This window comes from Streptomyces sp. NPDC093065 (genome assembly GCF_044754585.1).
Lineage (GTDB): Bacteria > Actinomycetota > Actinomycetes > Streptomycetales > Streptomycetaceae > Streptomyces.
Map to the genome: position 1 here is coordinate 117,109 of NZ_JBIVPJ010000018.1, position 26,830 is coordinate 143,938.

29 protein-coding genes are annotated in these 26,830 nt (G+C 73.3%); 11 read left to right on the top strand and 18 right to left on the bottom strand.

The window, feature by feature from the left end:
- The first annotated feature begins 18 nt into the window (after positions 1–18).
- Entirely contained in the window at positions 19–1,098 is a 1,080-nt protein-coding gene (locus ACIQFU_RS27660) for an adenosine deaminase (protein WP_402554942.1), read from the top strand.
- Here ACIQFU_RS27660 and ACIQFU_RS27665 read toward each other — a convergent pair.
- The gene (locus tag ACIQFU_RS27665) at positions 1,080–1,595 is read right to left on the bottom strand and encodes a DinB family protein (RefSeq protein WP_402554944.1); all 516 of its coding nucleotides are present in this window, start codon (positions 1,593–1,595) and stop codon (positions 1,080–1,082) included. The genes ACIQFU_RS27660 and ACIQFU_RS27665 overlap by 19 nt on opposite strands.
- Before the next feature lie 40 nt (positions 1,596–1,635).
- Positions 1,636–2,520, bottom strand: a complete 885-nt coding sequence (locus tag ACIQFU_RS27670; RefSeq protein ID WP_402554946.1) for a LysR family transcriptional regulator — start codon at positions 2,518–2,520, stop codon at positions 1,636–1,638.
- Between the two features lie 128 nt (positions 2,521–2,648).
- On the opposite strand from ACIQFU_RS27670, the gene mgrA reads away from it, so the two are divergent.
- Positions 2,649–3,641: an L-glyceraldehyde 3-phosphate reductase gene (gene mgrA, locus ACIQFU_RS27675; protein ID WP_402554948.1), complete on the top strand. Its 993-nt coding sequence runs from the start codon at positions 2,649–2,651 to the stop codon at positions 3,639–3,641.
- 79 nt (positions 3,642–3,720) lie between these two features.
- Here mgrA and ACIQFU_RS27680 read toward each other — a convergent pair whose 3' ends face one another.
- A complete protein-coding gene (locus ACIQFU_RS27680; protein ID WP_402554949.1) occupies positions 3,721–4,104 on the bottom strand; it encodes a nuclear transport factor 2 family protein in 384 nt (127 codons plus the stop codon).
- 322 nt (positions 4,105–4,426) lie between these two features.
- Between ACIQFU_RS27680 and ACIQFU_RS27685 the strand changes: the two genes are divergently transcribed.
- Positions 4,427–4,837 (top strand): hypothetical protein, encoded by a 411-nt coding sequence (locus ACIQFU_RS27685; protein ID WP_402554951.1) that lies wholly within the window; start codon positions 4,427–4,429, stop codon positions 4,835–4,837.
- A gap of 30 nt (positions 4,838–4,867) precedes the next feature.
- Here ACIQFU_RS27685 and ACIQFU_RS27690 read toward each other — a convergent pair whose 3' ends face one another.
- The 3 genes from ACIQFU_RS27690 to ACIQFU_RS27700 form a co-directional block, all read right to left on the bottom strand.
- Positions 4,868–6,142: a streptophobe family protein gene (locus ACIQFU_RS27690; RefSeq protein ID WP_402554952.1), complete on the bottom strand. Its 1,275-nt coding sequence runs from the start codon at positions 6,140–6,142 to the stop codon at positions 4,868–4,870.
- A 134-nt stretch (positions 6,143–6,276) separates the two neighbouring features.
- On the bottom strand, positions 6,277–6,699 hold the full coding sequence (locus tag ACIQFU_RS27695; RefSeq protein WP_402555031.1) for a PRC-barrel domain-containing protein: 423 nt from the start codon (positions 6,697–6,699) through the stop codon (positions 6,277–6,279).
- Entirely contained in the window at positions 6,696–7,280 is a 585-nt protein-coding gene (locus ACIQFU_RS27700; RefSeq protein ID WP_402554954.1) for a PRC-barrel domain-containing protein, read from the bottom strand. Before ACIQFU_RS27700 ends, ACIQFU_RS27695 begins: the two co-directional genes overlap by 4 nt.
- Before the next feature lie 168 nt (positions 7,281–7,448).
- Between ACIQFU_RS27700 and ACIQFU_RS27705 the strand changes: the two genes are divergently transcribed.
- Complete coding sequence (locus ACIQFU_RS27705) at positions 7,449–7,904, top strand: ATP-binding protein (protein ID WP_402554956.1); 456 nt, start codon at positions 7,449–7,451, stop codon at positions 7,902–7,904.
- 30 nt (positions 7,905–7,934) lie between these two features.
- On the opposite strand, the gene ACIQFU_RS27710 is transcribed toward ACIQFU_RS27705, so the two are convergent.
- On the bottom strand, positions 7,935–8,822 hold the full coding sequence (locus ACIQFU_RS27710; protein ID WP_402555032.1) for an RNA polymerase sigma factor SigF: 888 nt from the start codon (positions 8,820–8,822) through the stop codon (positions 7,935–7,937).
- A 254-nt stretch (positions 8,823–9,076) separates the two neighbouring features.
- Here ACIQFU_RS27710 and ACIQFU_RS27715 point away from each other — a divergent pair, with 254 nt between their 5' ends.
- The gene (locus ACIQFU_RS27715) at positions 9,077–9,505 is read left to right on the top strand and encodes a helix-turn-helix domain-containing protein (protein ID WP_402554958.1); all 429 of its coding nucleotides are present in this window, start codon (positions 9,077–9,079) and stop codon (positions 9,503–9,505) included.
- A 67-nt stretch (positions 9,506–9,572) separates the two neighbouring features.
- On the opposite strand, the gene ACIQFU_RS27720 is transcribed toward ACIQFU_RS27715, so the two are convergent.
- Positions 9,573–10,175, bottom strand: coding sequence for a ClpP family protease (locus ACIQFU_RS27720; protein WP_109028910.1), 603 nt, complete (start codon positions 10,173–10,175; stop codon positions 9,573–9,575).
- Position 10,176: 1 nt separating this feature from the next.
- A complete protein-coding gene (locus tag ACIQFU_RS27725; protein WP_402554960.1) occupies positions 10,177–10,830 on the bottom strand; it encodes an ATP-dependent Clp protease proteolytic subunit in 654 nt (217 codons plus the stop codon).
- Positions 10,831–11,047: 217 nt separating this feature from the next.
- Between ACIQFU_RS27725 and ACIQFU_RS27730 the strand changes: the two genes are divergently transcribed.
- From ACIQFU_RS27730 to ACIQFU_RS27750, 5 genes are all read left to right on the top strand, one after another.
- Entirely contained in the window at positions 11,048–11,530 is a 483-nt protein-coding gene (locus tag ACIQFU_RS27730) for a VOC family protein (protein ID WP_402554962.1), read from the top strand.
- Positions 11,531–11,590: 60 nt separating this feature from the next.
- Complete coding sequence (locus tag ACIQFU_RS27735) at positions 11,591–12,388, top strand: VOC family protein (protein ID WP_402554963.1); 798 nt, start codon at positions 11,591–11,593, stop codon at positions 12,386–12,388.
- Positions 12,389–12,419: 31 nt separating this feature from the next.
- Positions 12,420–13,127, top strand: a complete 708-nt coding sequence (locus ACIQFU_RS27740) for a ribonuclease H (protein ID WP_402554965.1) — start codon at positions 12,420–12,422, stop codon at positions 13,125–13,127.
- A 97-nt stretch (positions 13,128–13,224) separates the two neighbouring features.
- The gene (locus tag ACIQFU_RS27745; protein WP_402554967.1) at positions 13,225–14,487 is read left to right on the top strand and encodes an FAD-dependent monooxygenase; all 1,263 of its coding nucleotides are present in this window, start codon (positions 13,225–13,227) and stop codon (positions 14,485–14,487) included.
- Positions 14,488–14,499: 12 nt separating this feature from the next.
- Entirely contained in the window at positions 14,500–15,483 is a 984-nt protein-coding gene (locus tag ACIQFU_RS27750) for an aldo/keto reductase (protein WP_402554968.1), read from the top strand.
- 27 nt (positions 15,484–15,510) lie between these two features.
- On the opposite strand, the gene ACIQFU_RS27755 is transcribed toward ACIQFU_RS27750, so the two are convergent.
- The gene (locus ACIQFU_RS27755; protein ID WP_402554970.1) at positions 15,511–15,855 is read right to left on the bottom strand and encodes a hypothetical protein; all 345 of its coding nucleotides are present in this window, start codon (positions 15,853–15,855) and stop codon (positions 15,511–15,513) included.
- 154 nt (positions 15,856–16,009) lie between these two features.
- Here ACIQFU_RS27755 and ACIQFU_RS27760 point away from each other — a divergent pair, with 154 nt between their 5' ends.
- Positions 16,010–16,519, top strand: a complete 510-nt coding sequence (locus ACIQFU_RS27760; RefSeq protein WP_402554971.1) for a DUF6328 family protein — start codon at positions 16,010–16,012, stop codon at positions 16,517–16,519.
- Between the two features lie 18 nt (positions 16,520–16,537).
- Here the strand turns inward: ACIQFU_RS27760 and ACIQFU_RS27765 are convergent, their stop codons facing one another.
- The 8 genes from ACIQFU_RS27765 to ACIQFU_RS27800 form a co-directional block, all read right to left on the bottom strand.
- The gene (locus ACIQFU_RS27765; protein ID WP_402554973.1) at positions 16,538–16,966 is read right to left on the bottom strand and encodes an SsgA family sporulation/cell division regulator; all 429 of its coding nucleotides are present in this window, start codon (positions 16,964–16,966) and stop codon (positions 16,538–16,540) included.
- Positions 16,967–17,059: 93 nt separating this feature from the next.
- The gene (locus tag ACIQFU_RS27770) at positions 17,060–18,037 is read right to left on the bottom strand and encodes an LLM class F420-dependent oxidoreductase (protein WP_402554975.1); all 978 of its coding nucleotides are present in this window, start codon (positions 18,035–18,037) and stop codon (positions 17,060–17,062) included.
- 57 nt (positions 18,038–18,094) lie between these two features.
- Positions 18,095–19,675: a serine/threonine-protein kinase gene (locus tag ACIQFU_RS27775; protein ID WP_402554977.1), complete on the bottom strand. Its 1,581-nt coding sequence runs from the start codon at positions 19,673–19,675 to the stop codon at positions 18,095–18,097.
- A 150-nt stretch (positions 19,676–19,825) separates the two neighbouring features.
- On the bottom strand, positions 19,826–20,785 hold the full coding sequence (locus tag ACIQFU_RS27780) for a threonine/serine dehydratase (protein WP_402554978.1): 960 nt from the start codon (positions 20,783–20,785) through the stop codon (positions 19,826–19,828).
- Positions 20,786–20,877: 92 nt separating this feature from the next.
- Positions 20,878–21,555 carry an AIM24 family protein gene (locus tag ACIQFU_RS27785; RefSeq protein ID WP_402554979.1) on the bottom strand — a complete coding sequence of 226 codons (678 nt, stop codon included), beginning with the start codon at positions 21,553–21,555 and terminating at the stop codon, positions 20,878–20,880.
- Positions 21,556–21,616: 61 nt separating this feature from the next.
- A complete protein-coding gene (locus ACIQFU_RS27790; RefSeq protein ID WP_402555033.1) occupies positions 21,617–24,580 on the bottom strand; it encodes an AAA family ATPase in 2,964 nt (987 codons plus the stop codon).
- Between the two features lie 410 nt (positions 24,581–24,990).
- Positions 24,991–25,344 carry a UBP-type zinc finger domain-containing protein gene (locus ACIQFU_RS27795; RefSeq protein ID WP_402554981.1) on the bottom strand — a complete coding sequence of 118 codons (354 nt, stop codon included), beginning with the start codon at positions 25,342–25,344 and terminating at the stop codon, positions 24,991–24,993.
- Positions 25,341–26,828, bottom strand: a complete 1,488-nt coding sequence (locus ACIQFU_RS27800) for an ATP-binding protein (RefSeq protein WP_402555035.1) — start codon at positions 26,826–26,828, stop codon at positions 25,341–25,343. The genes ACIQFU_RS27795 and ACIQFU_RS27800 overlap by 4 nt, the downstream gene beginning before the upstream one ends.
- Positions 26,829–26,830: the final 2 nt, after the last annotated feature.

Consider the following 26,830-nt stretch of genomic DNA (forward strand, 5'->3'; position numbering starts at 1 on the left):
GCCGAGGAACCTCCGCACATGTCATCTACGCGCATAGACACCGAGACCCTCCGCCGCCTCCCCAAGGCGGTCCTCCACGACCACCTCGACGGCGGCCTGCGCCCCGCGACCGTCGTCGAGCTGGCGGAGAGCGCCGGCCACACCCTGCCCACCACCGACCCCGACGAGCTGGCCGCCTGGTACTACGAGGCCGCCAACTCCGGGGACCTCGTGCGCTACATCGCCACGTTCGAGCACACCCTCGCCGTGATGCAGAACCGCGAGGGGCTGTTGCGCACCGCCGAGGAGTACGTCCTCGACCTCGCCGCCGACGGCGTCGTCTACGGCGAGGTCCGCTACGCCCCCGAGCTGAACACCGGGGGCGGCCTGTCGATGAGCGAGGTCGTGGAGACCGTCCAGGAGGGGCTCGCCGCCGGCATGGCCAAGGCGGCCGCCGCCGGGACACCCGTACGGGTCGGCACCCTGCTCTGCGGCATGCGGATGTTCGACCGGGTCCGCGAGGCCGCCGACCTCGCCGTCGCCTTCCGGGACGCCGGTGTCGTCGGCTTCGACATCGCCGGCGCCGAGGACGGCTTCCCGCCCGCCGACCACCTCGCCGCCTTCGAGCACCTGCGCCGCGAGAACGTGCCCTTCACCATCCACGCCGGCGAGGCGCACGGGCTGCCCAGCATCCACCAGGCCCTCCAGGTGTGCGGCGCCCAGCGCCTCGGCCACGGCGTGCGCATCACCGACGACATCCCCGACCTCGCCGCCGGCAAGCTCGGCCGGCTCGCCGCCTGGGTGCGCGACCGCCGGATCGCCCTGGAGATGTGCCCGACCTCCAACCTCCAGACCGGCGCCGCCACCTCGATCGCCGAGCACCCCATCACCGCCCTGAAGGACCTCGGCTTCCGCGTCACCCTCAACACCGACAACCGTCTGGTCTCGGGCACGACCATGACGCGCGAGATGTCCCTGCTGGTCGAGGAGGCCGGCTGGAGCGCCGAGGACCTGCGCACGGTCACCGTGAACGCCCTCAAGAGCGCCTTCCTCCCCTACGACGAGCGCAAGGCCCTCATCGAGGACGTCGTGCTGCCGGGCTACGCGTCCGCGCTCTGAACGAGCCCGCGCGCATAGGCGGCCTGTCCGACGTGCTGGAGATCGTCGGACAGGACGCTGACCAGCCGCACCGCGAGCGTGACCGGCGGATCCCAGTTGTCGTCGACGACCCGCTCCAGGTCCTTGGCGCTCAGGGAGCGCAGAGCGGTGAGCGTCTGCTCGTGCACGGCGTCGTGGTAGCCGGTCAGCAGGTCGTCCGAGTCGACCCGCACCTTCGCGACCTCGGCCGGGCTGTGCCCGTACCCGGTGTCCCGGCGGGGCAGCCCCAGGCCGAAGCGTTCCTCCCACCCTCCGGTGAGCCACACCTGGTCGAGCCCGAAGGCGTCGGCGACGTGGTCGTCCTGGACGCGGGTGAGATGCCAGACCAGCCAGGCCACGGAGTTGGCGTCGGCGGCGGGGCGGGCGTTCAGGCCGTCGGGGTCCAGGCCCTCGACGGCGGCGTGGACTTCTTCCTGGATACGGCCGTAGCCCTCGATGAGGATGTCCTTCGCATGCATACGTCCACCATCGCGCAGTCGGCCCGTGCGCGCTTCCCGTTCACACGCCTGCCGTCTCCAGCAGCCCCATCAGCGCCCGCGCCGCCGGGCTGGTGGCCGCCGCGGGCGGCAGCAGCGCGATGGTCTCGTACTCCGTCCCGTCCGCGTCCTTGAGCGGCAGCGAGGTCAGCGCGGCCCGCTTGTGCCGGAAGTGACGCGGCACCACCGCGATGCCGAGGTTCTCGTCGATCAGGTCGAGCAGCCCGTGCACGTCGTTCACCTCCAGCGGCACGGTCCGTCGCACGCCCGCCGCGGCGAACACGGCGTCGGTCACGCGGCGCGGACCCCAGTCCGGGTGGAAGTCGACGAACACCTCGTCGGCCAGGTCGTGCGGGGTGAGCACCGCGCCGTCCGCCGCCAGCCGGTGGTCCGGGTGGCACAGCACCGTCATCGGCTCGCCCGCCAGCGAGACCGAGCGCAGCTGGTCCGTGTCCGCCTGCGTGCGGTAGGCGAAGGCCAGGTCGAGCCGCCCCGCCGCGACCTCCTCCGCCAGCTCCCCGGAGCCCGCCTGCCGCAGCCGGATCTCCACGTCGGGATGCCGTCGCCTGAAGCCCGCCAGCAGCCCGGCCACCGGCACCCCCGCGATGCACTGCTCGGCGCCCAGCGACAGCGTCCCGCGCAGCACCCCCTGCACCGCCGCGACCGCCTCGTGCGCCGAGCGCACCTGGGCGAGGATCCGCCGCGCCTCGTCCAGCAGCGCCCGCCCCGCCTCCGTCAGCGTCACCCGGCGGGTCGTGCGCACGAACAGCGGCGCCCGCAGCTCCCGCTCCAGCGCCCGGATCGACGCCGAAAGACCCGACTGGGACACCAGCAGCCGTTCCGCCGCCCGGGTGAAGTGCTGGTCCTCGGCGACCGCCACGAAGTGCTGGAGATGACGCAGTTCCATGACTCAGAAGCCTAACCGCGCAATCCCATCGGATTCTTCTGTTGGACCACTGCCCGCAGGTCACGCGAGAGTGGAGGACGGTTCCACCCAAGCCCCGTACCTCGGGGGCCAACCCCTCTGGAGTCGCGTTGTACACCGCACACCCCGACCGCTACGCGGAGATGCCCTACCGGCGCACCGGACGCAGCGGTCTGAAGCTCCCCGCGCTCTCGCTCGGCCTGTGGCACAACTTCGGCCCGGACCGCCCCGTCGAGACCCAGCGCGCCATCCTGCGCCGCGCCTTCGACCTCGGCGTCACCCACTTTGACCTCGCCAACAACTACGGCCCGCCGCCCGGATCGGCCGAGTCGGCGCTCGGCGAGGCCCTGAAGGCCGACTTCGGTGCGTACCGCGACGAGCTGGTGATCTCCACCAAGGCCGGCTATCTGATGTGGCCCGGCCCGTACGGCGAGTGGGGCTCGCGCAAGTCCCTGCTGTCGTCCCTGGACCAGAGCCTGACCCGCATGGGTCTGGACCACGTCGACATCTTCTACTCGCACCGCCCCGACCCGGACACTCCGCTGGAGGAGACGATGGGCGCCCTGCACACGGCGGTGCAGCAGGGCAAGGCGCTCTACGTCGGCGTCTCCAACTACTCGCCGGAGCAGACCCGCGAGGCCGCCCGCATCCTCGCCGGCCTGGGCACCCCGCTGCTGATCCACCAGCCGCGCTACTCCATGCTCGACCGCCGCCCCGAGACCAGCGGCCTGCTGGACACCCTCGACGAGCTGCAGGTCGGCTCCATCGCCTACTCCCCGCTCGAGCAGGGCCTGCTGACCGGCCGCTACCTGAACGGCATCCCGGAGGACTCCCGGGCCGCGAGCGACAGCCCCTTCCTCAACTCCGACGCGGTCACCGAGGAACTGGTCGGCAAGCTGCGCACCCTGAACGAGATCGCCGGCGCCCGCGGCCAGTCGCTGGCCCAGACGGCCCTGGCCTGGGTCCTGCGGCAGGGCAGGGTGACCTCGGCCCTGGTCGGCGCGAGCAGCCCGCGGCAGCTCGAGGACAGCGTCGCGGCCATCGGAAACCTCGACTTCGACGCCGACGAACTGGCCCGCATCGACAAGGTCGTCAAGGGCTAGGACCCGGGCGGGAGACACATGCGCCGATGCCGGAGGCGGCCCGCCTCCGGCATCGGCGCATGTGCGCGTCCGGCCGCGCTCAGGCCCCAGCGGGCACCCGGTCCAGGAAGCCGAACACCGACCGGATGCGGTCCTCGCCGTCCAGCGTGATCACGTCGAACCCGGCCACCGGTGCCGGCCCTCCCGCCGACCCACTGACCAGCTCCCAGGAGAAGCGCGCCGTGTCGTGGTGTCCGTCGACGGCACCCGACAGCCGGAAGGAGAAGCCGGGGAACTGCTCCTGCGCCGCGGCCACCACGGCGGCGATCTGCCCGTGGCCGCGCACGTCGGCCAGCGGGTCGGTGTATCCGCCGTCCTCGGTCCAGGCCGCGGCGACCGCCTCGGCCACGGCGTCCGGGGCCGCGTTCCAGGCCTCGAAGTAGCGGGCGACGGCATCCTCGTAACGACGGGTGGGTGCGGACATGGCGATCAGCCTCCAATGGGATGGGTGCGCTGGTCAGGGGCCGGATCCCGGTCCCGGTGACCTGGTACGACCACACTGCCCGCATCCGCGGGCACCGTCGATTACCCCCGGGGTCATGGCACCCGAGCGGCATTTCGGCCAACCCGCGCCGCGAATATGCCAGGAGACTGGCCGGAAATTCATGGTGACAGTGGTTCAGTCGTGAACATACTCACCACTAGGGCCTCTCACACCATGCGACAGCGCCCTCACGCACAGCACACGAGCCGCACGGACGTCATGCCGGACCGGCAGGCGGGCTGGGTGACGGGGGAGGGTAGCAGTGCACGACGAGTTCCTGTGCCATGTCACGGCCTACGGTGTCTGTGACGGCCGGCGTATCGGTGTCCCCCTGGGTACCTACCGGGCCCCCACGCTCGCGCTGGCCCTGTGGTGGCTGCGGGACCGGGCGGCGTGGATCGCCGAGCGGCTGGATCCGCAGCCCGACACCCCCCACTTACCCCGCGGCGCCCTGACTCCCGTCGCCGACGACGCGCCCGACGTGCCGCGCATGCTGCGCACCTGGTGCGCCGACGACATACAACAGGAGCTGGTCGCCGACGAGTTGGCCGCGGGACACCTGGTGCGCGTCGCGACCAGTGACGAGACCACGGAGTACGAGCTGATGGCCGAGTCCGTGGACGCGCTGCGCATGCAGCGGGCCGCCCCGCCCCTGGTCGTCCCCGTCGCCTGAGCCCGCCCCGTGCCGCCCCTCCCGCAGACTTCAGGGCCGGGCCCGGCCGGACCGCCCGCCCACCCACCGCGCGAGCAACGCGCCCAGGAACCCGGCGACGAGTCCCCACAGCAGCGCCAGGCCGACCGCACCCCACGGACGCGGCCGCAGGAACAACCGCCCGGACAGTCCGCCGCCCAGGTCGCCGATGCCGAGCACCGACAGCCCGTAGTGGGCGGAGACCCGGCCGACGAGGCCGATCACTAGGACCGTGAGGGCCAGCGCCACCGCCATGCGCACCGCGTGCAGCCAGGCCGGCGCCCGGTCCGGGGAACGGCGCACCATGAGGAACCCCGCCGCCGGGACCAGGACCGCCGCGGCGACCAGGAGCCACCACATCCGCCCGTCCTGCTCGGCGAGCGTGCCCACGTTCACGGTCGAGACGTCCGGCGTGCGCAGCACCTCGTCGAGCACACGGGGCATCGGGAGGCCGAACGGCCCCTCCACCCGCCCGTTCCAGGTCGCCCCGAGGCCGATCGTGAGCGCCGGCCAGGCCAGGTTCGGCAGCCCGAGCAGCAGCACGGCGAAGGTGTCCGCAGGGTGACCACGCGTCCCGGCGGCGACCAGGGCGACCACGATGCCGACGGCCACGTACGCGAGCAGCAGCGCGACCATCGCGTGCGCGGCCGGCCGCACCGACGTCCGCAGCCGCAGCAGCCGCCCGGGCAGCGGCGCCCGCCGCGAGGCCAGCAGGGCGAGGGCGAGCACACCCGCCAGCCACAGCAGCCCGAACAGGACGGTCAGCGGCACGTCCGTGGTGAAGCCGACCGTCGGGGTGACGCCGAAGAGATCACCGAGGTCGCTCAGCAGACCCTCCCCCAGAGACACCTCGAAGGTCTGCCGTGCGGCGAAGGCCGTGCCGAGGAGCGCGAGCAGCCACAGGACGGCGATCCGCCCGGCCCAGCCGGCCAGCTCCGGGACGCCGGTGACGGCCCGGTGCCGCAACGGCCGCAGAAAGCCGCGGGCGATCACCAGCGCACCGGTCAGGGTGACCGACAGCGGCATCACGGTCAGCCCGGCGTCGGTGGCCGCCAGCTCGCCCGCGTCGCCGGACATCTCCAGCGCGCCGCCCACGGCGGTGACGACCGTCGCCACGACGACCCGGGGGAAGGCGTTGTCGGGCAGGTCCGCGGCGCCGGCCGCCCACAGCCCGAGCGCGGCGACGGCCCCCATGGCGACCAGCCCCGCCAGCACCGTGGCGAGGGCCTGCGCCCAGCCGTGACGGGCGACGACCCGGCCGGAGGGCCCGGGAGGTACGGGTGGCACGGGGGGTTCGGGGGGCACTGGCGGGATGTGCGGACTCACGGTGCCACGCTAAGCAGCCCCCGCGTGCCACGCCCGCCGGCAGGGCCGTCCGCGCCGGACGGCGGCGTCCGGCCGAGCCGGGACCCGACCGGCGTTCAGTGCGCCCGCACGACGAGGGCGTACTCGCCGAGGCCCAGCAGACGCTCGGCCGGCAGTTCGCCGCGGGTGGTGAAGAGCGCGAGGACGCGGGCGGTCCGCGGGTCGAACGCGACGTCCAGCACCGTGCCGTGCTCGGTGCCCGTGTCGACGAGGACCCGGTGGCCCAGCAGGTCGTGGTGGAACGGCACCGGTCCCGGGGCGGCGGCGGAGCGGAGGCGCACGGCGCCCGGTCCGATCGTGTCCACCGCGTCCCAGGGCAGTGCCCTCTCCCGGCCGAACCGGCCGCCGCGGAAGCGGACATGACCGACCGACCCGGACCCGACGTCGACGGTCAGGGACGACACGGTGCCGAGCGGGCCGCTCCCGGCGGGCTCCGGCGCAAGCACCGGCAGCCCGCGCACCTCGGTGAACAGCATCACGGCAGCGAGCCCTTCCACGGGCCGGACACACCACCGACCAGGGCGGTGAGGCCGGGCAGGTCGTCCGCGACGTGCCGGGCGGCGTCCTCCGGGAGGACCAGGGACCGGCCGGTGACCGCGACCGTCCCGCCGCGCGGCACGTACACCCGGCGCCGGTGCCGGGCGGGACCCGGCACGAACCGCCGGCTCGCCGCCACCCGGAAACCCACGATCCGTCCCCCGGTGCCGCCCTCCACCACCACGTCGAGCACGGTGCCGATGTCGGCACCCGCCTCGGTCACGACCCTGGCCCCCAGCAACCGCGACCTGAGGTTGTGCTGGTGCGCCGTCATCGCCGCCGCGTTCACCAGACCGCGCCGGTCCCGGATCATCACCGCGTCGTGACCCAGCGCGTACACCGCCGGCCAGGGCAGGGCCTGCTTCAGCGGGCCGGACAGCAGACCCCGTCCCGTCAGGGTGAAACCGGTGATCCGGCCCGCGGCGGCGTCGCATACGGTGTCCTTGACATGGGCGACGGCATCGCCGCCGAGGGTGACCACCGGCCGGGTGGTCAGGCTTCGCGCGGCCATCAGTTCGTCCATCGCACACCCTTCCCCCGCCCGCTCGCACACCCTTCTCGCACCCACGGGTTCCCCGCACCACTGTGACGATTCCCGCACTGTGAAGAGACGGGGACTGCGATGCGCGGCTCGGGGTACGAGGACTGGTGCAGCAGCGTCCGGCCAGTCCGGCTTCCGAGAGAGAAACGCATGACCGAGTACCTGGACGGGGCAGTGATACCGACTGGTTTCGACGTACCCGTTGAACCGCTGAGGCGGGCGGCACACTACTCCGGCGAGCCGGGATGCATAGCGCAGGCGCGTTCCTTCGCCTCGCTCTTCCTCGACCAGCTGAGGACCGAGTGGTGCGCCACGATCGGTCCCCGCGCGGACGGCGCGGTGCTCCTGGTGGTGAGCGAGCTGGTCACCAACGCCGACCGGCACAGCAGGGGACCGTACATCCTGGAGCTGGAGGGTACGGGCAACTCGGTGGCGGTGACCGTCTACGACAGCAGCGGCGCCGTGCCGGAGCGCTTCGCCAAGGACCCCGAGCGCGTCGGCGGGCACGGCCTGGAGATAGTGCACGCCCTGGTGGAGACGGTCGTCGTCGAGCGTGTCCCGGTGGGCAAGCGGGTACGCGCCGTGGTGCCCCTCACCGGAGGGTGAAGGGCACCGTCGCCACCACGGGGCCGGGACTCAGGCGCAGCCGAGTTCGCCCAGCATGCCTTCGCGCAGCCGGGTGATGATGCGCTTGATCAGCCGGGACACGTGCATCTGCGAGCAGCCGAGCCGTTCACCGATCTCCGCCTGGGTGGCCTCCTCCACGAACCGCAGGTGGATGATCTGCCGGTCGCGCTCGCTCAGCTCGGCCATCAGCGGGGCCAGCGAGTGGAAGTCCTCGACGAGCCGCAGACCGTCCTCCTCCACGCCGATGAAGTCGGCCAGCACCGACTCGCCGTTCTCGGGGCCGTCACCGGTCAGCGCGGCGTCCAGCGAGGAGGAGTTGTAGCCGTTGGACGCGATCTGGCCCTCGACCACCTCGTTCTCGCCGATGTTCATCAGCGTGGCGAGTTCGGCGACGGTGGGTTCGCGGTCCAGTCGGGAGGAGAGTTCCTCGCGGGCCCTGGCCAGCTCCACGCGCAGTTCCTGGAGCCGCCGCGGCACGTGCACGGCCCAGGTCGTGTCACGGAAGAAGCGCTTGATCTCGCCGACGATGTACGGCAGCGCGAAGGACGTGAACTCCACCTCGCGCGACAGTTCGAAGCGGTCGATCGCCTTGATCAGGCCGATCATGCCGGTCTGGACGATGTCCTCCATGTCGTCCCCGCGACCGCGGAAGCGGCCCGCGGCGAACCGCACGAGCGACATGTTCATCTCGATCAGAGTGTTGCGCGCGTACTGGTATTCGTGCGTGCCCTCTTCGAGTTCCGTCAGGCGCCGGAAGAACTGGCGGGACAACTGCCGTGCGTCGCGCGGGGCCACGGTGCGGGGGTCCACGACACCCCGCAGTGGTCCCTCACCCGTCCCGCTCCCGGCGGTCTCTTCGACAACCTGCGCTTCCGGCCGGACCACGGCGGTCTCCATTACCTCTCCCACGAAAGTCACGGTTCGACGTCTCCCTAGGCTTTTCCCGCTTGCGGGTACCCGGGGCGCGGCGGCACATGCCCCCGATTTCACGGGTGGCGCGATTCGTGTGCCGCGGCGTCATCGCGGGGTGCTGCCCACTTTCCCAGGCCAGTCCCGTCACAAGTGCGCGGCACCCCGGACGTCGCCGGGATTTCCCTGAGGGCGGAACGCCGCACCCTTCCGTGATCCGGCCACGACCCTAGGCTGAGGAGGTGACCAGCCACGTGCCGAACGAAGCCCGCGTCATTCCGCTGCGCCCGCAGGCGGCGCGCCCGGAAGTCCGTCCCGCCGCCCCGCCGGTTCCGCCGGAGCGAAGGCCGCCCACCGTGCGCGAGCCCCTGTGGCGCGATCTGGTCGGCGACGTCCTGCGGCGTGAACGCCTCGACCAGGAGCGCACGCTGAAGGAGGTCGCGGAGGCCGCCCGGATCTCCATGCCCTACCTGTCGGAGGTGGAGCGCGGCCGCAAGGAGGCGTCCTCGGAGGTGCTGGCGGCCGCCGCCGGCGCCCTCGGACTGGGACTCGGCGACCTGCTGGCCCGCGCACAGGGCGAGCTGGTCCGCCTGACCTCCCGGCACACCGCCGTGCGGGCGGGCCGGGGCACGTCCGGCGCGCGCTTCGACGGGATGTGCCTGGCCGCCTGAGGACGCGCGGACGCGCGGACGCGCACGGGCCGGTGCCCCGCCCTCGGCGGGACACCGGCCCGGCCGCTCACACCCTCGCCAGCCGCCGTGCGAGCACCTCGTCGGCCAGCCCGTACGCCACCGCCTCCTGGGCGGTGAACACCTTGTCGCGGTCCATGTCCGCGCGCAGGGTCGCGACGTCGTGGTGGGTGTGGCGGGCCAGCACCTCCTCGACCTGGGAGCGGATCCGCACCATCTCCTTCGCCTGGAGCGCCAGGTCGGAGACCGTGCCCTGCCGTCCGCCGCTGGCCGGCTGGCCCAGCAGGACCCGCGCGTGCTCCAGCACGAACCGCCGCCCGGGGTCCCCGCCCGCCAGCAGCACGGCCGCCGTGGACGCCGCCTGCCCGACGCAGAACGTCGAGATCGGCGCCTGTACGAAGGTCATCGTGTCGTAGATCGCCATGAGCGAGGTGAACGAGCCGCCGGGGGAGTTGATGTAGACGGCGATCTCGCTCTCCGGGGCCGACGACTCCAGATGCAGGAGCTGGGCGATCACGACGTTGGCCACGCCGTCGTCGATCTCCGTGCCCAGGAAGATGATCCGCTCCGACAGGAGCCGGCTGAACACGTCGTAGGACCGCTCGCCCTGCGGGGTCCGCTCGACGACGTTCGGAATCGTGTAGCTCCCCATGTCACAGCCCCATCCGTCGCCTGGTGGCGGCCGGGCGCACATCCGCGAGGGACTGCACGACCTGGTCCACCATTCCGTACTCCCTGGCCTCCTCCGCCGTGAACCAGCGGTCGCGGTCGCCGTCCCGGGAGATGGTCTCCGGGCTCTGACCGGTGTGCTCGGCGGTGATCCGCTCGATGGTCTTCTTGGTGAACTCCAGGTTGTCCGCCTGGATCTCGATGTCGGCGGTGGTGCCGCCGATGCCCGCCGACGGCTGGTGCATCATGATCCGCGCGTTCGGCAGCGAGTAGCGCTTGCCCGCCGTGCCGACGCTCAGCAGGAACTGCCCCATGCTGGCGGCGAACCCCATGGCGAGCGTCGAGACGTCGTTGGGGATCAGCCGCATGGTGTCGTAGATGGCGAGCCCCGCGTGCACGGAGCCGCCGGGGCTGTTGACGTACAGGCTGATGTCGGTGCGCGGGTCCTGCGCGGACAGGATCAGCAGCTGGGCGCAGACCCGGTTCGCGGAGACCTCGTCGACCTGTGTGCCCAGCAGCACGATCCGCTGGTCGAGCAACTGCTCGGCGAGCCGGTCGTCGAACCGGGACGCGGGCGTGTCGCCCTCCTCGGCCCTGGGCGGCGCGGCCGGGGCGGGTCCGGCGATGAGTGGAGACATCGGCACTCCTTGTCGAGTCGTAGCGAGTCGTGAGGGGTGGTAGTGGTGGTGGGAGTGGTGCGCGGCCGACGGCGGCGCGGTTCCTCCACTCTCGGCCCGCCGCGGCCCCCGCCGGGCGCTTCTCTGCCCGCGGCAGATTCGCCACCGGCAGAGCGATGAGTTCCGCCATCCGCGCCGGTCGACAGTGGTGACCGTGTCGCACGCCCAGGAGGTAGTCATGAGCACCGACGGATTCACCACGTGCCTGTGGTTCGACGGAGACGCCGAGGACGCCGCCCACTTCTACGTCTCCGTCTTCAAGAACTCCGGCATCGGGGCCGTCACCCGCTACCCGGAGGGGTCGTACCAGCCCGCCGGCACCGTGCTCACCGTCGAGTTCACGGCCAACGGCCAGAAGTTCGTCGCCCTCAACGGCGGCCCCGAGTTCAAGTTCACCGAGGCGATCTCCTTCCAGGTCACCTGCGAGAACCAGGACGAGGTCGACCACTACTGGACCGTGCTCACCGAGGGCGGCGGCGAGCACGGCCCCTGCGGGTGGCTCAAGGACCGCTTCGGCGTGTCCTGGCAGGTCGTGCCGAGCCGGCTCGAGGAGATGTTCCGCGACCCCGATCCCGCCAAGGTGGCGCGCGCCAACAAGGCCATGATGTCGATGCGCAAGCTCGACATCGCCGAGCTGGAGCGGGCGTACGCCGGGGAGTGACCCGTACCCGAACCCCCACCCGAACCACCCGCACCCACGTGCGCAGAGGAGGCGGCAGCCATGGCCGTGTCACCCGAAGGGGCCCCTTGCTGGGCCGACGCGATGTTCACCGACGTCGAGGGAGCCAAGAGCTTCTACGGCGACGTGCTCGGCTGGACCTTCGGCGAGTCCTCGTCGGAGTTCGGCGGCTACACCCAGTGCTACGCGGACGGCAAGGCGGTGGCCGCGGTGGTCCCGCCCCCGCCCGGTCACGAGGACCGGTCCCAGTGGTGCCTCTACCTCGCCTCCCCGGACGCCGCGGCGACCGCCGGCCGGATCCGCGAGGCCGGCGGCGAGCTGCTGCTCGAACCGATGCGGGTCGGCGACTTCGGCACCATGTGCCTGGCCCGCGACCCGGGCGGAGTGGTCTTCGGCGTGTGGCAGGGCGACCAGCACGAGGGCTTCGGGGCCACGGCCGTGCCCGGCGCCTACTGCTGGGCCGAGGTCTTCACCCGCGAGCCCGCGAAGTCGGACGCCTTCTTCCCCGCGGTCTTCTCCTACCGGGCCAGGCAGATGCAGGACGACCAGGTGGACTTCCGCCTCTACGACCTCGGCGACACCACCGTCCTGGGCCGCATGGCCATGACGGAGGACTTCCCGCCCGAGGTCCCGCCCTACATCAACCTCTACTTCACCGTGGAGGACTGCGACGACGCCGTGGCCCGCGCCACGAAACTCGGCGGGGTCCTGCGGTTCGGCCCGGTCACGACCCCGTTCGGCCGGTTCGCGGCACTGAGCGACCCGCAGGGCGCGAGCTTCTCGGTGATCGACACCACGACCACCGAGGGGGAGATGCCCGAGGTCTCGGACGTCGCCTGAACCCCGTCCGGACACCCCGCCGGGCCATGGCATGATCGAGCGCATGCGTGAACGAGCAGTGGCCGCGTGCGACGGGGCTTCGAAGGGAAACCCGGGCCCGGCCGGCTGGGCCTGGGTGGTCGCCGACGCGTCGGAGACCCCGGTCCGCTGGGAGGCCGGCCCCCTCGGCAGGGCCACCAACAACATCGCCGAACTGACCGCGCTGGAACGCCTGCTGGCCTCGACCGACCCCGACGTGCCGCTCGAGGTCCGCATGGACTCGCAGTACGCCATGAAGGCCGTCACCACCTGGCTGCCCGGCTGGAAGCGCAACGGCTGGAAGACGGCCGCCGGCAAGCCGGTCGCCAACCAGGAGCTGGTCGTCCGCATCGACGAGCTGCTCGACGGCCGCACCGTCGAGTTCCGGTACGTACCCGCCCACCAGGTCGACGGCGACCGGCTCAACGACTTCGCCGACCGCGCCGCCAGCCAGGCGGCCGTCGTGCAGGAAGCCGCGGGCAGCGGCCTCGGCTCCCCGGAACCGCCGCCGAGCCCCGACGTCCCCGCCGCCCGCAAGGCACCCCGGCGCAAGCCCGGCACCGGCGGGACGGCGGCCCGCAAGGGCGGCTCCGCCCGCACCGTCAAGGCGAAGTTCCCCGGACGCTGCCTGTGCGGCCGTTCGTACGCGGCCGGTGAGTCCATCGCCAAGAACGACCAGGGCTGGGGCCACCCGGAGTGCCGTACGGCGGCCGCCGGGTAATCCGCGCCGGCCACGGCCGCGTAGCACCGGCCCGAGCCCTCCGCCTTGCTACTCTGCGGTCCCGAATGACCGTTATGAGTGCATATCAGGGGTGTGTGTGAAGGTCGCCTGCGTCGGCGGTGGGCCCGCCGGACTGTACCTGTCGATCCTGCTGAAGCGGCAGGACCCGACCCACGACGTCACCGTGTACGAACGCGACCCGGAGGGCTCCACCTACGGCTGGGGCGTCACCTACTGGCGCGGACTGCTCGACCTGCTCCAGGAGCACGACCCCGAGTCCGCGCGCTCCGTCGAGGAACACTCGGTGCGCTGGCGGGACGGCGTCGCCCACGTCGGCGACCGGGCCGCCCGGCACCACGGCGACGAGGGTTTCGGCATCGGCCGCCACCGCCTCCTGGCCATCCTCGCCGCCCGCGCCCGCGAACTCGGCGTACGCCTCGAGTACGAGCACCCGGTCACCGGAGCCAACCCGCCCGCCGCCGACCTCGTGGTGGCCGCCGACGGGGCGGGCAGCGCCCTGCGCGGCCACCACGCCGGCCACTTCGGCACCGAGATCACCGGCGGCCGCAACCACTACGTGTGGCTCGGCACCACCAAGGTCTTCGACGCCTTCACCTTCGCCTTCACCGAGACCGACCACGGCTGGATCTGGGCGTACGGCTACGGCTACGGCGCCGAGGGCAGCACCTGCGTCGTCGAGTGCGCGCCCCGGACCTGGACCGGGCTGGGCCTGGACCGGGCCGACGAGGCCGAGGGGCTGGTCCTGCTGGAGAAGCTCTTCGCCGACGTACTGGACGGGCACCCGCTCACCGCGCGGTCGGCCGGCCGGGCCAGTGCCCCCTGGCCCGTCTTCCGCACCGTCACCAACCGCACCTGGTCCCGCGGCAACCTCGTCCTGCTCGGCGACGCCGCCCACACCACGCACTACTCCGTCGGCGCCGGCACCACGCTCGCCCTGGAGGACGCCATGGCCCTGGCCACGGCACTGCGCGAGCCGGACGCACCCCTCCGGGACGCCCTCGCCCACTACGAACGCGCACGCCGGACCGCCCTGCTGCCGGCGCAGAGCGCGGCCCGGCTCAGCGCCCAGTGGTACGAGAACCTGCCCCGCTACATCCACCTGCCGCCGCAGCAGATGTTCGCCCTGCTCGGCCAGCGCCACTCGCCGCTGCTGCCGTACCTCCCGCCCCGCCTGTACTACCGGATCGACCGGGCGGCCGGCCGGCTGGAGACGCTGCGCAGGGTCAAGCGCCGGCTGGGACCCGTGATCGCGCGCACGGTCCAGGCACGCAGGCTCGCCACCGGCGACCGGCCGGGCCGCCCGGGGCGTCCCGACGCGGTGCCCGCGCACCGCGGATGACAGACTGACGCCATGGACGAGCGCACTTTCGGCAGGTCGGATCAGCACGCGTCGGTCATCGGCCTCGGCACCTGGCAACTGGGCGCCGGCTGGGGAGATGTCGACGACAAGGAAGCCCTCGCGGTACTGGAGGCGGCGGCCGAGTCGGGGGTGACCTTCTTCGACACCGCGGACGTCTACGGCGACGGCCGCAGCGAGCAGACCATCGCGACCTTCCTCGCGAGCAGGCCCGACCTGCACGTGCTGGTCGCCACCAAGATGGGCCGCCGGGTCGACCAGATCCCGCAGAACTACGTCCTGGACAACTTCCGGGAGTGGAACGACCGCTCCCGCCGCAACCTCGGCGTCGACCGCCTCGACCTGGTGCAGCTGCACTGCCCGCCGACGCCCGTCTACTCCAGCGACGAGGTGTTCGACGCCCTGGACACCCTCGTCGAGGAGGAGCGCGTCGCCGCGTACGGCGTCAGCGTGGAGACCTGCGCGGAGGCGCTCACCGCGATCGCCCGGCCGAACGTGGCGAGCGTCCAGATCATCCTCAACCCGTTCCGGATGAAGCCCCTGCGCGAGGTCCTGCCCGCCGCCCGGGAGGCGGGCGTCGGTATCATCGCCCGGGTGCCGCTGGCGTCCGGTCTGCTGACCGGCAAGTACACCAAGGACACCGTCTTCGCGGCCAACGACCACCGCACCTTCAACCGGCACGGGGAGGCGTTCGACCAGGGCGAGACCTTCTCCGGCGTCGACTTCGCCACCGGTGTGGAGGCCGCCGCCGAGTTCGCCGCGCTCGCCCCCGAGGGATACACCCCGGCCCAGCTGGCGCTGCGCTGGATCGTCCAGCAGCCCGGCGTGACCAGCGTGATCCCGGGCGCCCGTTCGCCCGAGCAGGCCCGCGCCAACACGGACGCCGCCCGGCTGCCGGAGCTGTCCGAGGCCACCCTCGCCGCGATCCGCGACCTCTACGAGCGGCGCGTCAAGGACCAGGTCGAGGGCCGCTGGTAGGCGGTTCCCCGACGGTGCCTCACGGCCTCACGGCACCAGGAGCAACTGCCGTTCCCGCTCCTGGTCGCCGGAGGCCGCTCCCTCGTCGCGCGCGGTGAAGGCACGGGAGAGCGTCTCGCTCGCCGCCTCCACCGCCCGCGGTGTGCCCTGCACGGTGACCGTCACCGGCGCGGACAGTGTCCCGCCCGCCGCCGGGGCGGAGTCGGCCCGCGGGTCGCCCGGGGCGTCGAAGGTCGCGGTACGCACCGTGGCCCCCTCGTCCGCGGGCAGTTCGCCGGGGGTTCCGAAGACACCCTCCAGCGCGCGGACGACCGCCCGCGCGTCGTCGATGCCGCCGCCGTCGAGCGTCACGGTGAGCTGAGTGTCGGACATCCTTCGCCTTCCTTGCCGCGCCTGGGTCGGTCCCGCCCCGTGTAACCGTCCCCCGATCAGCCAAACCGGGCGTCGCCGTGCCGGACCGGCGCCTGAGTACGGGGATCCCGGGAAGAGGAAAGGGGACGCAGGCGACGGACGACGGGAGGAAGACGTGACGCGCTCGGACTCGGAAGCGGCCGGGGGACAGGTCCGGCGCAGGGGCCGCAACGAGACCGAGGAGGAGCGGGCCGACCGGATGTGGACGGAGCTGATCCAGGAGGTCCGCGTCGCACAGATGGGCGTGCAGATCCTGTTCGGCTTCCTGCTCACCGTCGTGTTCCAGCCCAGGTACGAGACCCTCTCGGACACCGATCAGACGATCTACCTGATCACGGTGGTCCTCGGGGCCGTGACGACCGGTGCCCTGATCGGACCGGTGTCCCTGCACCGCCTCGTCTCCGGGCGGCGGGTGAAACCCCAGGCAGTGCGGTGGGCGTCCCGGCTGACACTGCTCGGCCTGGTGCTGCTGCTCGCCACGACGGCCTGCTCGCTCCTGCTGATCCTGCGCGTCGCGACCCACGACGGTTTCGTCCCCTACCTCGTCACCGGCGTGGTGCTCTGGTACCTGCTGTGCTGGTTCGGGATCCCCCTGTGGACCCGGCACCGCCACACGGCCCGCTGAGGCACCCCCGGCGGGCCCTCACCCCTCGGCGGTCAGCTCGGCGAGGAAGTCGTCGACACAGACCTCTTCCTCGCCGAGTCCGACCACCGTGTACGTCTCGCGCAGGAACGCCTCGACGGCCGCCGCCCACACGTACACCACGGCGCGGTGGCGCTCCCCGTCGGCCCGGTCGTCGCCGAGCAGTTCGATGCGCAGCTCGTCCCACATGCCCCGCGACTCGGGCCGCATCCGCACGTCGCCCACGCCGACCGGGCGGGTGAGGCCCTCACCGACCATCTCCCGGTCCAGCGCCCATTCGGCGAGGACCCGTCCGTCGTGACTGAAGACCACGGTGAGGGCGAACGGGTCCGCCGCGTCGTATCCGAGATGGGCGAGTACGGGGAAACGGTCCGCGGTGTCGCCCGCCTGGAACTGCACGACCATGGTCCTGTGCACGACGGTGTTCACGAGAGCCTCCAGGGGGACGGACGTAGAGCCCTCTAGTACCCGCTTCACGGGCAAGATGCTCCGTCGTTCGAGTGATTCGCCCGCCCGCCGGTTTCAGCCGCGGCCGAACGCCTCGCGCAGCGCGGGCAGCAGGGTCCTCTCCGACCAGTCCAGGAAGGCCGGTTGGGACTCGCCGCCGATCTGCACCAGCGCGATCTCGGTGAACCCGGCGTCGACGTACGGGCGTACGGCCGCCACGAAGGCGTCGGGGTCGTCACCGCACGGGATGGACTCGGCGACGTCGTCGGGCGTCACGAACCGGGTGGCCGCCTCGAAGGAGTCGGGGTGCGGCAGTTCGGAGTTGACCTTCCAGCCGCTGCCGAACCAGCGGAACTGGGAGTGGGCCCGCTCGATCGCCGTGTCCCGGTCGGGATCGTAGGAGACGGGCAGCTGGCCCACGCGCGGCTTGCCCTCGCCGCCGTGCCGGCCGAAGGACTCCAGCAGACCCGCCTTCGGCTCGGTGGCGATCACCAGGTCGGCCAACTCGCCCGCCAGCTTGCAGGAGCGCTCCCCGGAGACGGCGATGCCGATGGGCGGCGGGCTGTCCGGCACGTCCCACAGCCGGGCCGACTCCACGTCGAAGTGCGCGCCGCGGTGGTTCACATGGCCGCCCCGGAACAGCGCCCGGATGATCTCCACGGCCTCCTGGAGCATCTCGTGCCGTACGTCGACCGACGGCCAGCCGCCGCCCACCACGTGCTCGTTGAGGTTCTCGCCGGAGCCGAGCCCCAGCCGGAACCGGCCCCCCGAGAGCAGTTGCAGCGTCGCCGCCTTCTGCGCCACCACCGCCGGGTGGTAGCGGAACGTCGGACACGTCACGTACGTCATCAGCGGGATGCGGGAGGTCGCCTGGGCGGCGGCGCCCAGCACGCTCCAGGCGTAGGGCGCGTGGCCCTGCGAGCGCAGCCAGGGGAAGTAGTGGTCCGAGGTCACCGAGAAGTCGAACCCCGCCTCCTCGGCCCGCACCAGATGGCCGACGAGTTCCCGGGGGCCCGCCTGCTCGGTCATCATCGTGTATCCGATGTGTGCCATGGCGGCCGAGTCCCCGCCCGGCGCGAGGGAAAACAGGGGGAAACGGGACGCAAGGGGTCACGCCGCGCCCTCCCGGAAGGTGCCGAGGAAGGCGGCGAGCGCCCGTTCGTTCGCGCTGTCGTCCCAGTCGCCGGCCGGTGTCGTCCAGCGCAGGGAGAAGCTGCGGCCCCCGCCGAGCAGGAAGCCGCGGCCGAAGGTGCGGATCCGGGTGCCGTCGCCCCGGGCCAGCCACTCCATGTCGGCCGCCTCCCGCCCCCGGTAGGTGGTGGCGCGGATGTCGCCGATCCGCCGGTAGCCGCCGGAGCGTTCGAGGCCCGGCTCGACGTCGTCGCGCCAGACGGCCACCGGGTCGTCGCCCGCGCGCCGGCTGTAGGTGACCGCGAGGGTGCGCGGATCGCCGGACGCGCCGAAGACCACCCGGTACGCGCCGCCCGCAACCCGTGCGGTGTCCAGGCGCCGCCAGCCCCCGGGCAGGGCCACGGAGAAACCCTCCGGAGCCTCGTAGCGGCGGAACCCGGCCGGCGTGGAGGGGCCGGGGCCCGGGGGTGGGGCACCGGCGCCCGGCCGGTCCGCGGGGGAGGAGGGGGCTGATCCGGTGGGCGGGGCGGCCGGGGCCGGGGAGCGCCGTCCGGCACCCGCCGCGGCGCCGTCACCGGCGCCGGGGAGCCCTTCGGTGGCGGCGAGAACGGCGACCGTCAGCGCGGCGAGGACCAGCGCCGTCCCGGCGACCACGGTCCGCCGGGACCGGTCGCGTCCCGTGCTCCGGACGACGGCGTGTCCACCGCGCCGCGCGGTCCGTGCCGCCTCGTCCCCGGCCCCGTCGGGAGCCTGCGCCAGCGCCCGGACGAGAGCCGCGCGCACCACCGTGCGGGTGGGCCGCTCACGGGAGTTCTTGCGCAGCAGCCCCTGCACGGCCCGGGTGAGCGGACCGGCGCGCACCGGCGTGCGCACCGGCAGCCGGTCCACCCCCCTCAGCGTCGCCTCGGGCCGGCCCCGGTCACGGAACGGCGGACGGCCCTCGACCATCGTGTAGAGGATCGCGCCCAGCGTCCACAGGTCGGCCGCGGGCCCGATCCGCTCGTCGCGGGCCTGCTCGGGCGAGGCGTACGCGGGCGCGGTCAGCCGGGGCGCGAGGGTGGCGCCCGCCAGCCCGAAACCGGTGACGACGACGGAGTCCTCCTCGCGCACGAACACCTGCCCCGGACTCAGCTCGCCGTGTGTCACACCGTGGGCGTGTGCCGCCTCCAGCACGGCGAGCAGTTCCAGAGCGACGCGTGCGGCCCGGGCGTGGCCGAAGGCGCCCCGGCGGTCGAGGAGGTCGCCGAGCGGAACACCGGCCACCCATTCGGACACGGTCCACAGCGTGCCGTCCGCGACCACCGAGTCCAGCACCGCGGCGATCCTGCCGGGGCACAGCGAGGCCATGGTCTCGCCGGTGCGGATCACCCGGTCCGGGGCCCGGCGGCCGGTCTCGGCGTCCTGTCCCGCCGGCAGCGCGATCTGGGTGACCAGGCAAGGAAGGCCCGTCGTGGCGTCCTCGCCGGACCAGCAGACACGGTTCGTCTCGCGCTGGACGACCTCGAACAGGCGGTAGCGCCCGGCGACCAGCCCGTGTGTGGAGACGTGCGCCCTGCCCATGGCCATCCCTCGTTCGCACCGCCGGCTCACTGCTTGACCAGAGGTACGTCGAGGGGGCCGGGGTGCGTTCAGCGCACGCGTCCGCCCGCCCCGTTTCTGACCCTTCTTCAAGAACGGGCCGGGCCCGGCAGTGGCCCGGCCGCCCCGGCGTCAGCGCAGTCCGAAGCGGTCCGCCCACACCGCCATGTCGGTCACCGTGGCGTTGCCGCCGCACACCACGAGCCCGATCCGGGCGCCGTCACCCACCCGCTCCACCACCCGCCGGGCCGCCGGCAGCAGACAGCCGGCGGCCGGCTCGGTCCACACCTTGGCGTGCTCGGCGAGCGCGAGCGAACCCCGCACCGCCTCCCGGTCCGGCACCACGAGCACCTCGGCGACCAGCTCCGAGACATGGTCGTACGTCAGCTGCGAGACGGACGGCGCGCTGAGCGTCGTGACGACCGACGACAGCGGCACCGCCAGCGGCCCGCCCGCCGCCAGCGCCCTGGACATGGCCTCGGCGCCCTCGGTCTCCACGCCCCACACCCGCACCCCGGGCCGCAGTGCCCGCAGCGCCGCCGCCACGCCCGCGATCAGCCCGCCGCCCCCGATGCTCACCAGCACGTCGGTGAGGTCCGGGGCGTCCTCGGCGAACTCCAGGCCCACGGTGCCCTGCCCCGCGATCACCACGGGGTCGTCGAAGGGATGGACCAGGGTCAGCCCCTCCTCGCGCAGCCGGGTGACGAGCGCGAAGGCGCTGTCCATGCCGTCGGTGAGCCGCACGACGGCCCCCGCCTCCTCGGCGATCTCCACGGAACGGGCCGGTGCCGTACGCGGCATGACCACCGTGGCCTTCACGTCCAGGGCCGCGGCCATCACGGCCACCGCGATGCCGTGGTTGCCGCCGCTGACCGCGACGACACCGGCGGCCCGCTCGGCCCCGGTCAGCGACAGCAGCTTCGCCGTCGCGCCGCGCGCCTTGAACGAGCCGGTGCGCTGGAGCAGCTCCAGTTTCGCGGTGACCGGGATGCCGAGCAACGCCGACAGCCCCGGGCTCGGCACGGTGGGGGTGCGTACGACGTGTCCGGCGATCCGCTCCGCCGCGGCTTCGATCTCCGTGATCGCGATCAAGGCAGTCTTCCTTCCGGCGCGGGCGGTGATCCGCGCCCCTGCGCAGCCTTTCGCGCGCGCCGTCCAAGGTCAACAAGTTCCCGGAGGGAGGCTCAGTGCTGCTGCGTCTTCTGCGGCGTCGCCTCACTGGGCCGTACGACGACGAAGCCCTCGCCCTGGAGCACCAGCTGGACCGCCTCGCCCGAACCGCCGCGCAGCATCGAGCCGATCGACTGGGAACGGTGCAGGGAGGTCGCGAGCCCCGCGGACCAGCCGACGATCGCGTCCGTGTCGACGTAGACCGGATACTGGTGCGAGACCGGGATGACCAGCGGGTTGCCCTCGCACACCAGCCCCAGCCTGCCGTGGCCGGTGAACACGCTGTTGAACAGTCCGCCACCGGCGATGCCCGAGCCCTTCACGGTGGCGATGCGGTACGACAACGACGCGTCGAAACACAGGACGTTGCGGCCGTTGACCGTGAACTCGTCGCCCGGCTCCACCTCGACGATGAAGCAGTTCTGCGCCTCGTTCGCGAACCAGGCCTCGCCCTGTCCGCGCACCGCCATCAGCGGCAGCCCCTCCCCGGTGACCGCGCGTTTGAGCATGCCGCCCACGCCCTGGCCCTTGCGCTCGAACTGGAGACTGCCCCGGTAGGCGATCATCGCGCCCTGCCTGGCGAGCATCTCGCCGTTCACCGCGTACCGGATGCACTTGGCGTTCTCGACGGTCATGCCCGGCGCCGTGGCGGGCTGCACCATGTGCTCGCTGGAAAAGAGATCACCCTTCATGAGGGCATCCTGGCCCGGAGCGTTCCGTTCCGCCAAACCCGAGATCGGGGGGCGGGCCGGGCTACGACGACGTGTGCTCCGGTGCGACGAGCCCCTGCCGGTAGGCGACCGCCACCGCCTCCGTGCGGCTCGCCGCGTTCAGCTTGGCGAGAATGTTGGACACGTGGACGCTCGCCGTCTTCGCGCTGATGAACAGCTCCTCGCCGATCCGCCGGTTGCTGTGGCCGAGGGCGAGCAGCCGCAGGACGTCCTGCTCGCGGGCGGTCAGTACGGCGGAGCCCGGCCCGGCCGGTGCCGTGTCCGTGAGGCGGCCGCGACGGGCCAGGTCGTCGAGCCGCTCGCGCAGCACCGTGGCGCCGAGCCGGTCGGCCTCCGCGCGTACCGCGTCGGCCTCGGCGGCCGCCTCCTCGCGGCGGTCGGCGGCCAGCAGGACCTCGGCCAGCCGCAGCCGGCACCGCGCGCGTTCGTAGGCGTCGCCGTACGTGAAGGCGGCCACCGCCCTCTGCCACGCCGCCGGGTCCGGTGCGGCGTCGGCGACCCGGGACCACTCGGCCTCCGCGCGCGCCAGCCACGCCCGGCCCTCCGGGCCCTGCGGGGCGTCGTCGTAGCCGTGCCCGGCCGACCAGCGGGCGTCGGCCAGCAGTTCGGCCGCCGTGTCCGTCCAGCGGGCCACCCCGGCCGCGTCCCCGGCCCGGCGCAGCTCGGCCACGGTGTCGGCGACCGCGGACAGCGCGAGAGTGGCCAGCCGGAGGGTGACGGTGGGCCGGGTGCCCGCCTCGGTGAGCGCCTCGACGCTCGTCCGCATCCACCGCACGGCGTCCTCCGCGTCCCCGCGCAGCGCCGCCGCGTCGGTCAGCACGACGGCCGCGACCATCCGCGCCATCCAGTCGAACGGCCCCTCCAGCAGCCTCTTCGCCCGGTCGGCCGCCCCGAGGTCGCCGCGCGCCAGCGCCACGTACAGACCCGGCCCGAGGGCGTGACCGTCCAGGGCCGGACCGTGCCCGGCGTGGTCGGCGGACTCCCGCACCACCTCGTCCCAGTGGCCCAGCGTGTAGCGCACCAGCAGCCGCAGATACCGCATCTCCCGCGGGTAGGGCGAGGACAGCAGTCCGGCGCGGCGGGCCCGGTCGAGCCCCTCCGACGCCCAGGGCAGGCACTCCTCCAGGTCGCCGGACTCGAAGCAGCCGATGGCCAGGTTGAACAGCGCCCGCAGCTCCACGGGCGCGTTGCCCGCCCGCCGCGCCAGCTCGCGTGCCTCAAGGAGCCGCTCCCGGCCCGCAGGGGTGGCCCGGTTGGCGCCCTCCAGGCTGGTCAGGGAGATCAGCAGGTCGGCGCGAGCGTCGGTGACCTCCAGTTCCTCGGCGACCCGCAGCGCCCGGCGGGCCACCCGCAGCGCCGTCTCGTTCTCCCCGACCTGGCGGGCCGTCGTCACGTGCGTGGCCGCCGCCCACACCCACGTCGACGAGGGCGGCTCGGCGGGGATCAGGGCCAGGGCCTCGCTGCTGTGGGAGTACGCGGCCTCCAGGTCGTCGACGCTCAGGAGGTTGCCGGCGAGGGTATAGCGGACCCGGGCGGCCAGCTCCAGGTCCGCGTCCTGGCCGAGGCCGGCCAGCGCGGAGCGCGTGAGGGAGACCGCGCGGTGCAGCTCGCCGGCGTGCACGGCGGCCGCCGAGGCACGCAGAGTGAGCGTCACCGCGTGGGGTCCGGCGGGCCGCGCGGTCGCGTCGACCGCCGCCCACAGGTCGAGGGCGGCCTCGACGTGCCGCAGTTCCTCGGCGGGCGCGCCGACCCGCTGGGCGTGGTCGGCGGCCTCCAGGGAGGCGGAGAGCGCCTCGGGCAGGTCGTGGCTCTCGCGGTAGTGGTGGGCGCGCTCGGCCGCGCTGTCGGACCGGCGGCCCGGACCGGCGAGCAGCCGGGCGAACGCGCCGTGCAGCCGGGCCCGTTCCCCCGGCAGCAGATCGGCGTAGACCGCCTCCCGGGCGAGCGCGTGCCGGAAGGAGTACGTGTCCCCGTCGGCGGAGACCAGCAGCTGCCGCTCCACCGCCTCGCGCACCGCCGACTCCAGCTCCTCCTCGGGCAGTCCGACGGCGTCCCGCAGCAGGCCGTGGCCCACGCGGCGCCCGGCGACGGCGGCGGTGCGCAGCACCTGCTGGGCGGTCTCGGACAGCTGTTCGAAGCGGATGAGCAGCACGTCGGCGAGCCCGCTGGGCACACCGCCGGCGGGCGCGTCCGTGGCCGCGACCAGCTCCTCGGCGTAGAAGGCGTTGCCCTCGGCCCGCTCCACGATCCGGCGCACGGTGGTGTCCGGCAGCCGCCGCTGACGCAGCGAGCGCACCAGCCGGGCCACGTCGGCGTCCGGCAGCGGCCGCAGCTCCAGCCGCTCCACGCCGGGCAGGCGCACCAGCTCGGCCAGCAGCGGGCGCAGCGGATGCCGGCGGTGCAGGTCGTCCGCCCGGTACGAGGCGAACAGCGCGAGCCGGTGGCCGGGCGCCCCGCCCGTCGGCCGCTGCAGGACCCCCCGGCTGAGCAGGAACCTCAGCAGGTCCCGGGAGGACTGGTCGGCCCAGTGCAGGTCCTCCAGGACCAGCAGCAGCGGTGCGGCGTCCGCCAGGTCGGTCAGGAGCGCGGCCACGCCCTCGAAGAGCCGCAGCCGCGAGGGCGCGGCGTCGGTCCCGCCGTCCGGGCCGCCGCCGAGCAGCCGGTCGGCCACCGGATGCCCGGCCAGCACGGCGGCGAACCGCTCGTCGGCGGCCAGCACGCCGAGGATCTCGGTGAAGGGCAGATACGGCAGGCCCACGTCGCCCAGGTCCACGCAGTGACCCGTGAGCACGGTCGTCCCGGCCGCTGCGGCCCGTCCGGCGACCTCGTCCAGGGTCCGCGTCTTGCCGACCCCGGCGTCCCCGGCGACGAGCACCGCGCGGGCCTCGCCGGCGCGGGCGCGCTCCAGTACGCCGGTGAGACGCGCGAGTTCGTCCTCCCGGCCGACGAGCGGGCTGGTGAGTGAGGTCTGTGGCACGCCGCCCATCCTGACACGCGGCTCCGACAACGGGCCTCCCGGTTTCGGAGCCCGGCCGGGGGAGGCCGCTGCCGCGCTCTGGTCGCTCCGCCGGGTGTGCCTCCCCGCGGGTGCGGGGCGTGCCGGACACGCGCCCGGACGCCCGTGGACGTCCCGGGCCGGTCCGCGGGCGGCGGCCTCTCCGCACCGGCCTGTGGTGCGTGAGCGGCGGGTGCCCGGTCGGGGTGGTGCCGGGGTGGGCGGGTGCTCCTGTTCGGTGAGCGGCCGGGTGCCTGTGGAGGTTCCGGGCTCGTGTCCGGGTGGGTCTGCGGCGGACGAATACACCTCGGGACCGGACGGTCGAGTGCCGGGCCGGCGCGCCGTGAGCGGCGGGTGTGCGGGTGGGCCTCGGGCCGTCGCGGTGGTCACTGTCGGGTGGGTCAGCGGTGGAGCGTGGCCGCCCAGTCCGACGGGACGCGGCCCGCCGGGCCCGGTGACGGCTGGTCCTGCGGGTGGCTGCCGGGCGGCGCGAGCCCCGGACCCGACGCGCGGACCTCGTTGGTCGCGTAGTCCCAGTACCAGTCCTCGCCCGGTTCGAAGCTCTGCACCACCGGGTGCCCGGTGGACCGGTAGTGGTCCGTCGCGTGCTGTCCCGGGGAGCTGTCGCAGCAGCCGACGTGGCCGCAGCTCGCGCAGCGCCGCAGGTGGAACCACCAGCCGCCGACCGCGTCGCACTCGGCGCAGCCGGTACCGCTCGGCGGGACGGTGGGGTCGATTCCGGTGTCGCTGGTCATACCGGCTCCTCGTTCGCATCGACTGGACCGGCGGGCCCGGTCGCATCGGCCGGGTCTGCCGGATCGGACTCCGTGGCGGTGAGCGGCAGGAGCACCTGGAAACGGGTGTCGCCCGGCTCGGACTCGACCTGGAGGCCGCCGTGGTGCTTGTCGACCACGATCCGCCAGGAGATGTCCAGCCCGAGCCCGGTGCCCTCGCCCACCGGCTTGGTGGTGAAGAACGGATCGAAGACGCGCTCCCGGATCTCCGGTGCGATCCCGCTGCCGGTGTCGCGGAACTCCACCAGCAGCCGGTCGTGGTGGAGCGCGGTGCGCACGGCCAGCGTGCCCTCGCCGCCCGCTTCGTTCACCGCGGCGACGGCGTTGTCGATCAGGTTCGTCCACACCTGGTTCAGCTCCGCCGGATACGCCGGAATCCCGGGCACCGTACGGTCGTACTCCTTGACGACCTCGATCCGCGGGCCGATCTTGCCGGAGAGCATCAGCAGGGTGCTGTCGAGCAGTTCGTGGACGTCGACCGTCCGGTAGGGCGCCCGGTCGAGCTGCGCGTACTGCTTGGCGGCGTCCACCAGGTGCGAGATGCGGGCGGTGGAGTCCGCGATCTCGTTCATCAGCAGCTCGGTCTCGACCGTGTAGTTGAGCCAGCCGACCGCTCCCGGCAGGATCTCCGCGTCCACGGCCGCCGCGACCTGCTCCAGCCACCCGGTGTCGAGACCGGCCTGCACGAAGGTCGGAGCCAGCTGCCAGCCGTGCTCGATGCCGTGGTCGGCCAGCCAGTCGCCGAGTTCGTCCTCGCGGTCGGAGGCCTCCAGCGGGCTGAGCGAGGGCGCCTTGGCGACCCGCTCCGCCGTGCGCTCCTGGATCTCCATGAGCTCCGCGAGCGCTTCGCGGGAGAACGGGCCCTCGGCGATCACGGCGAGCTTGTGCCGCATCTTCGCGACCCGCTCCCGCAGCGTCGAGGTCGCCCGCACCGCGGCCGCCGCCGGGTTGTTCAGCTCGTGGGTGAGCCCGGCGGACAGCGAGCCCAGCGCCAGCAGCCGCTCGCGCTGCCCGATGGTGCGCTGGGTGTTCTTGGAGCCGAAGAACAGCCCCTCCAGCAGATGCACGGCCATCGGGAACCACTCGCGCATGACGGCCGCGAAGGTGTCGGCCGGCAGCACGAAGAACCGCGTCGGCTCGGTGACCCGCAGGGAGTTGTTGTAGACCTGCGGCACCCGGTCGCCGACGTACGCCTGCATCGCGCCCGCGTACACCCCGCGCTGCGAGGTGCGGTTGGTCTCCACGTCGTCCCCGCCGACCCGGCGGGTCAGCACGACCGTGCCCTCCAGCAGCACGTAGAAGCAGGTGGCGTCCTCGCCCTCGGCGTACACCGGTCCGGGGTCGAAGAGTTCCACCCGGCCCTCGGCGCACAGCCGCCCCAACTGCTCGGGCGTCAGCTTCTCGAACAGGAACAGTTCCCCGATCTCGCCGGGGCTGCACGGCATCG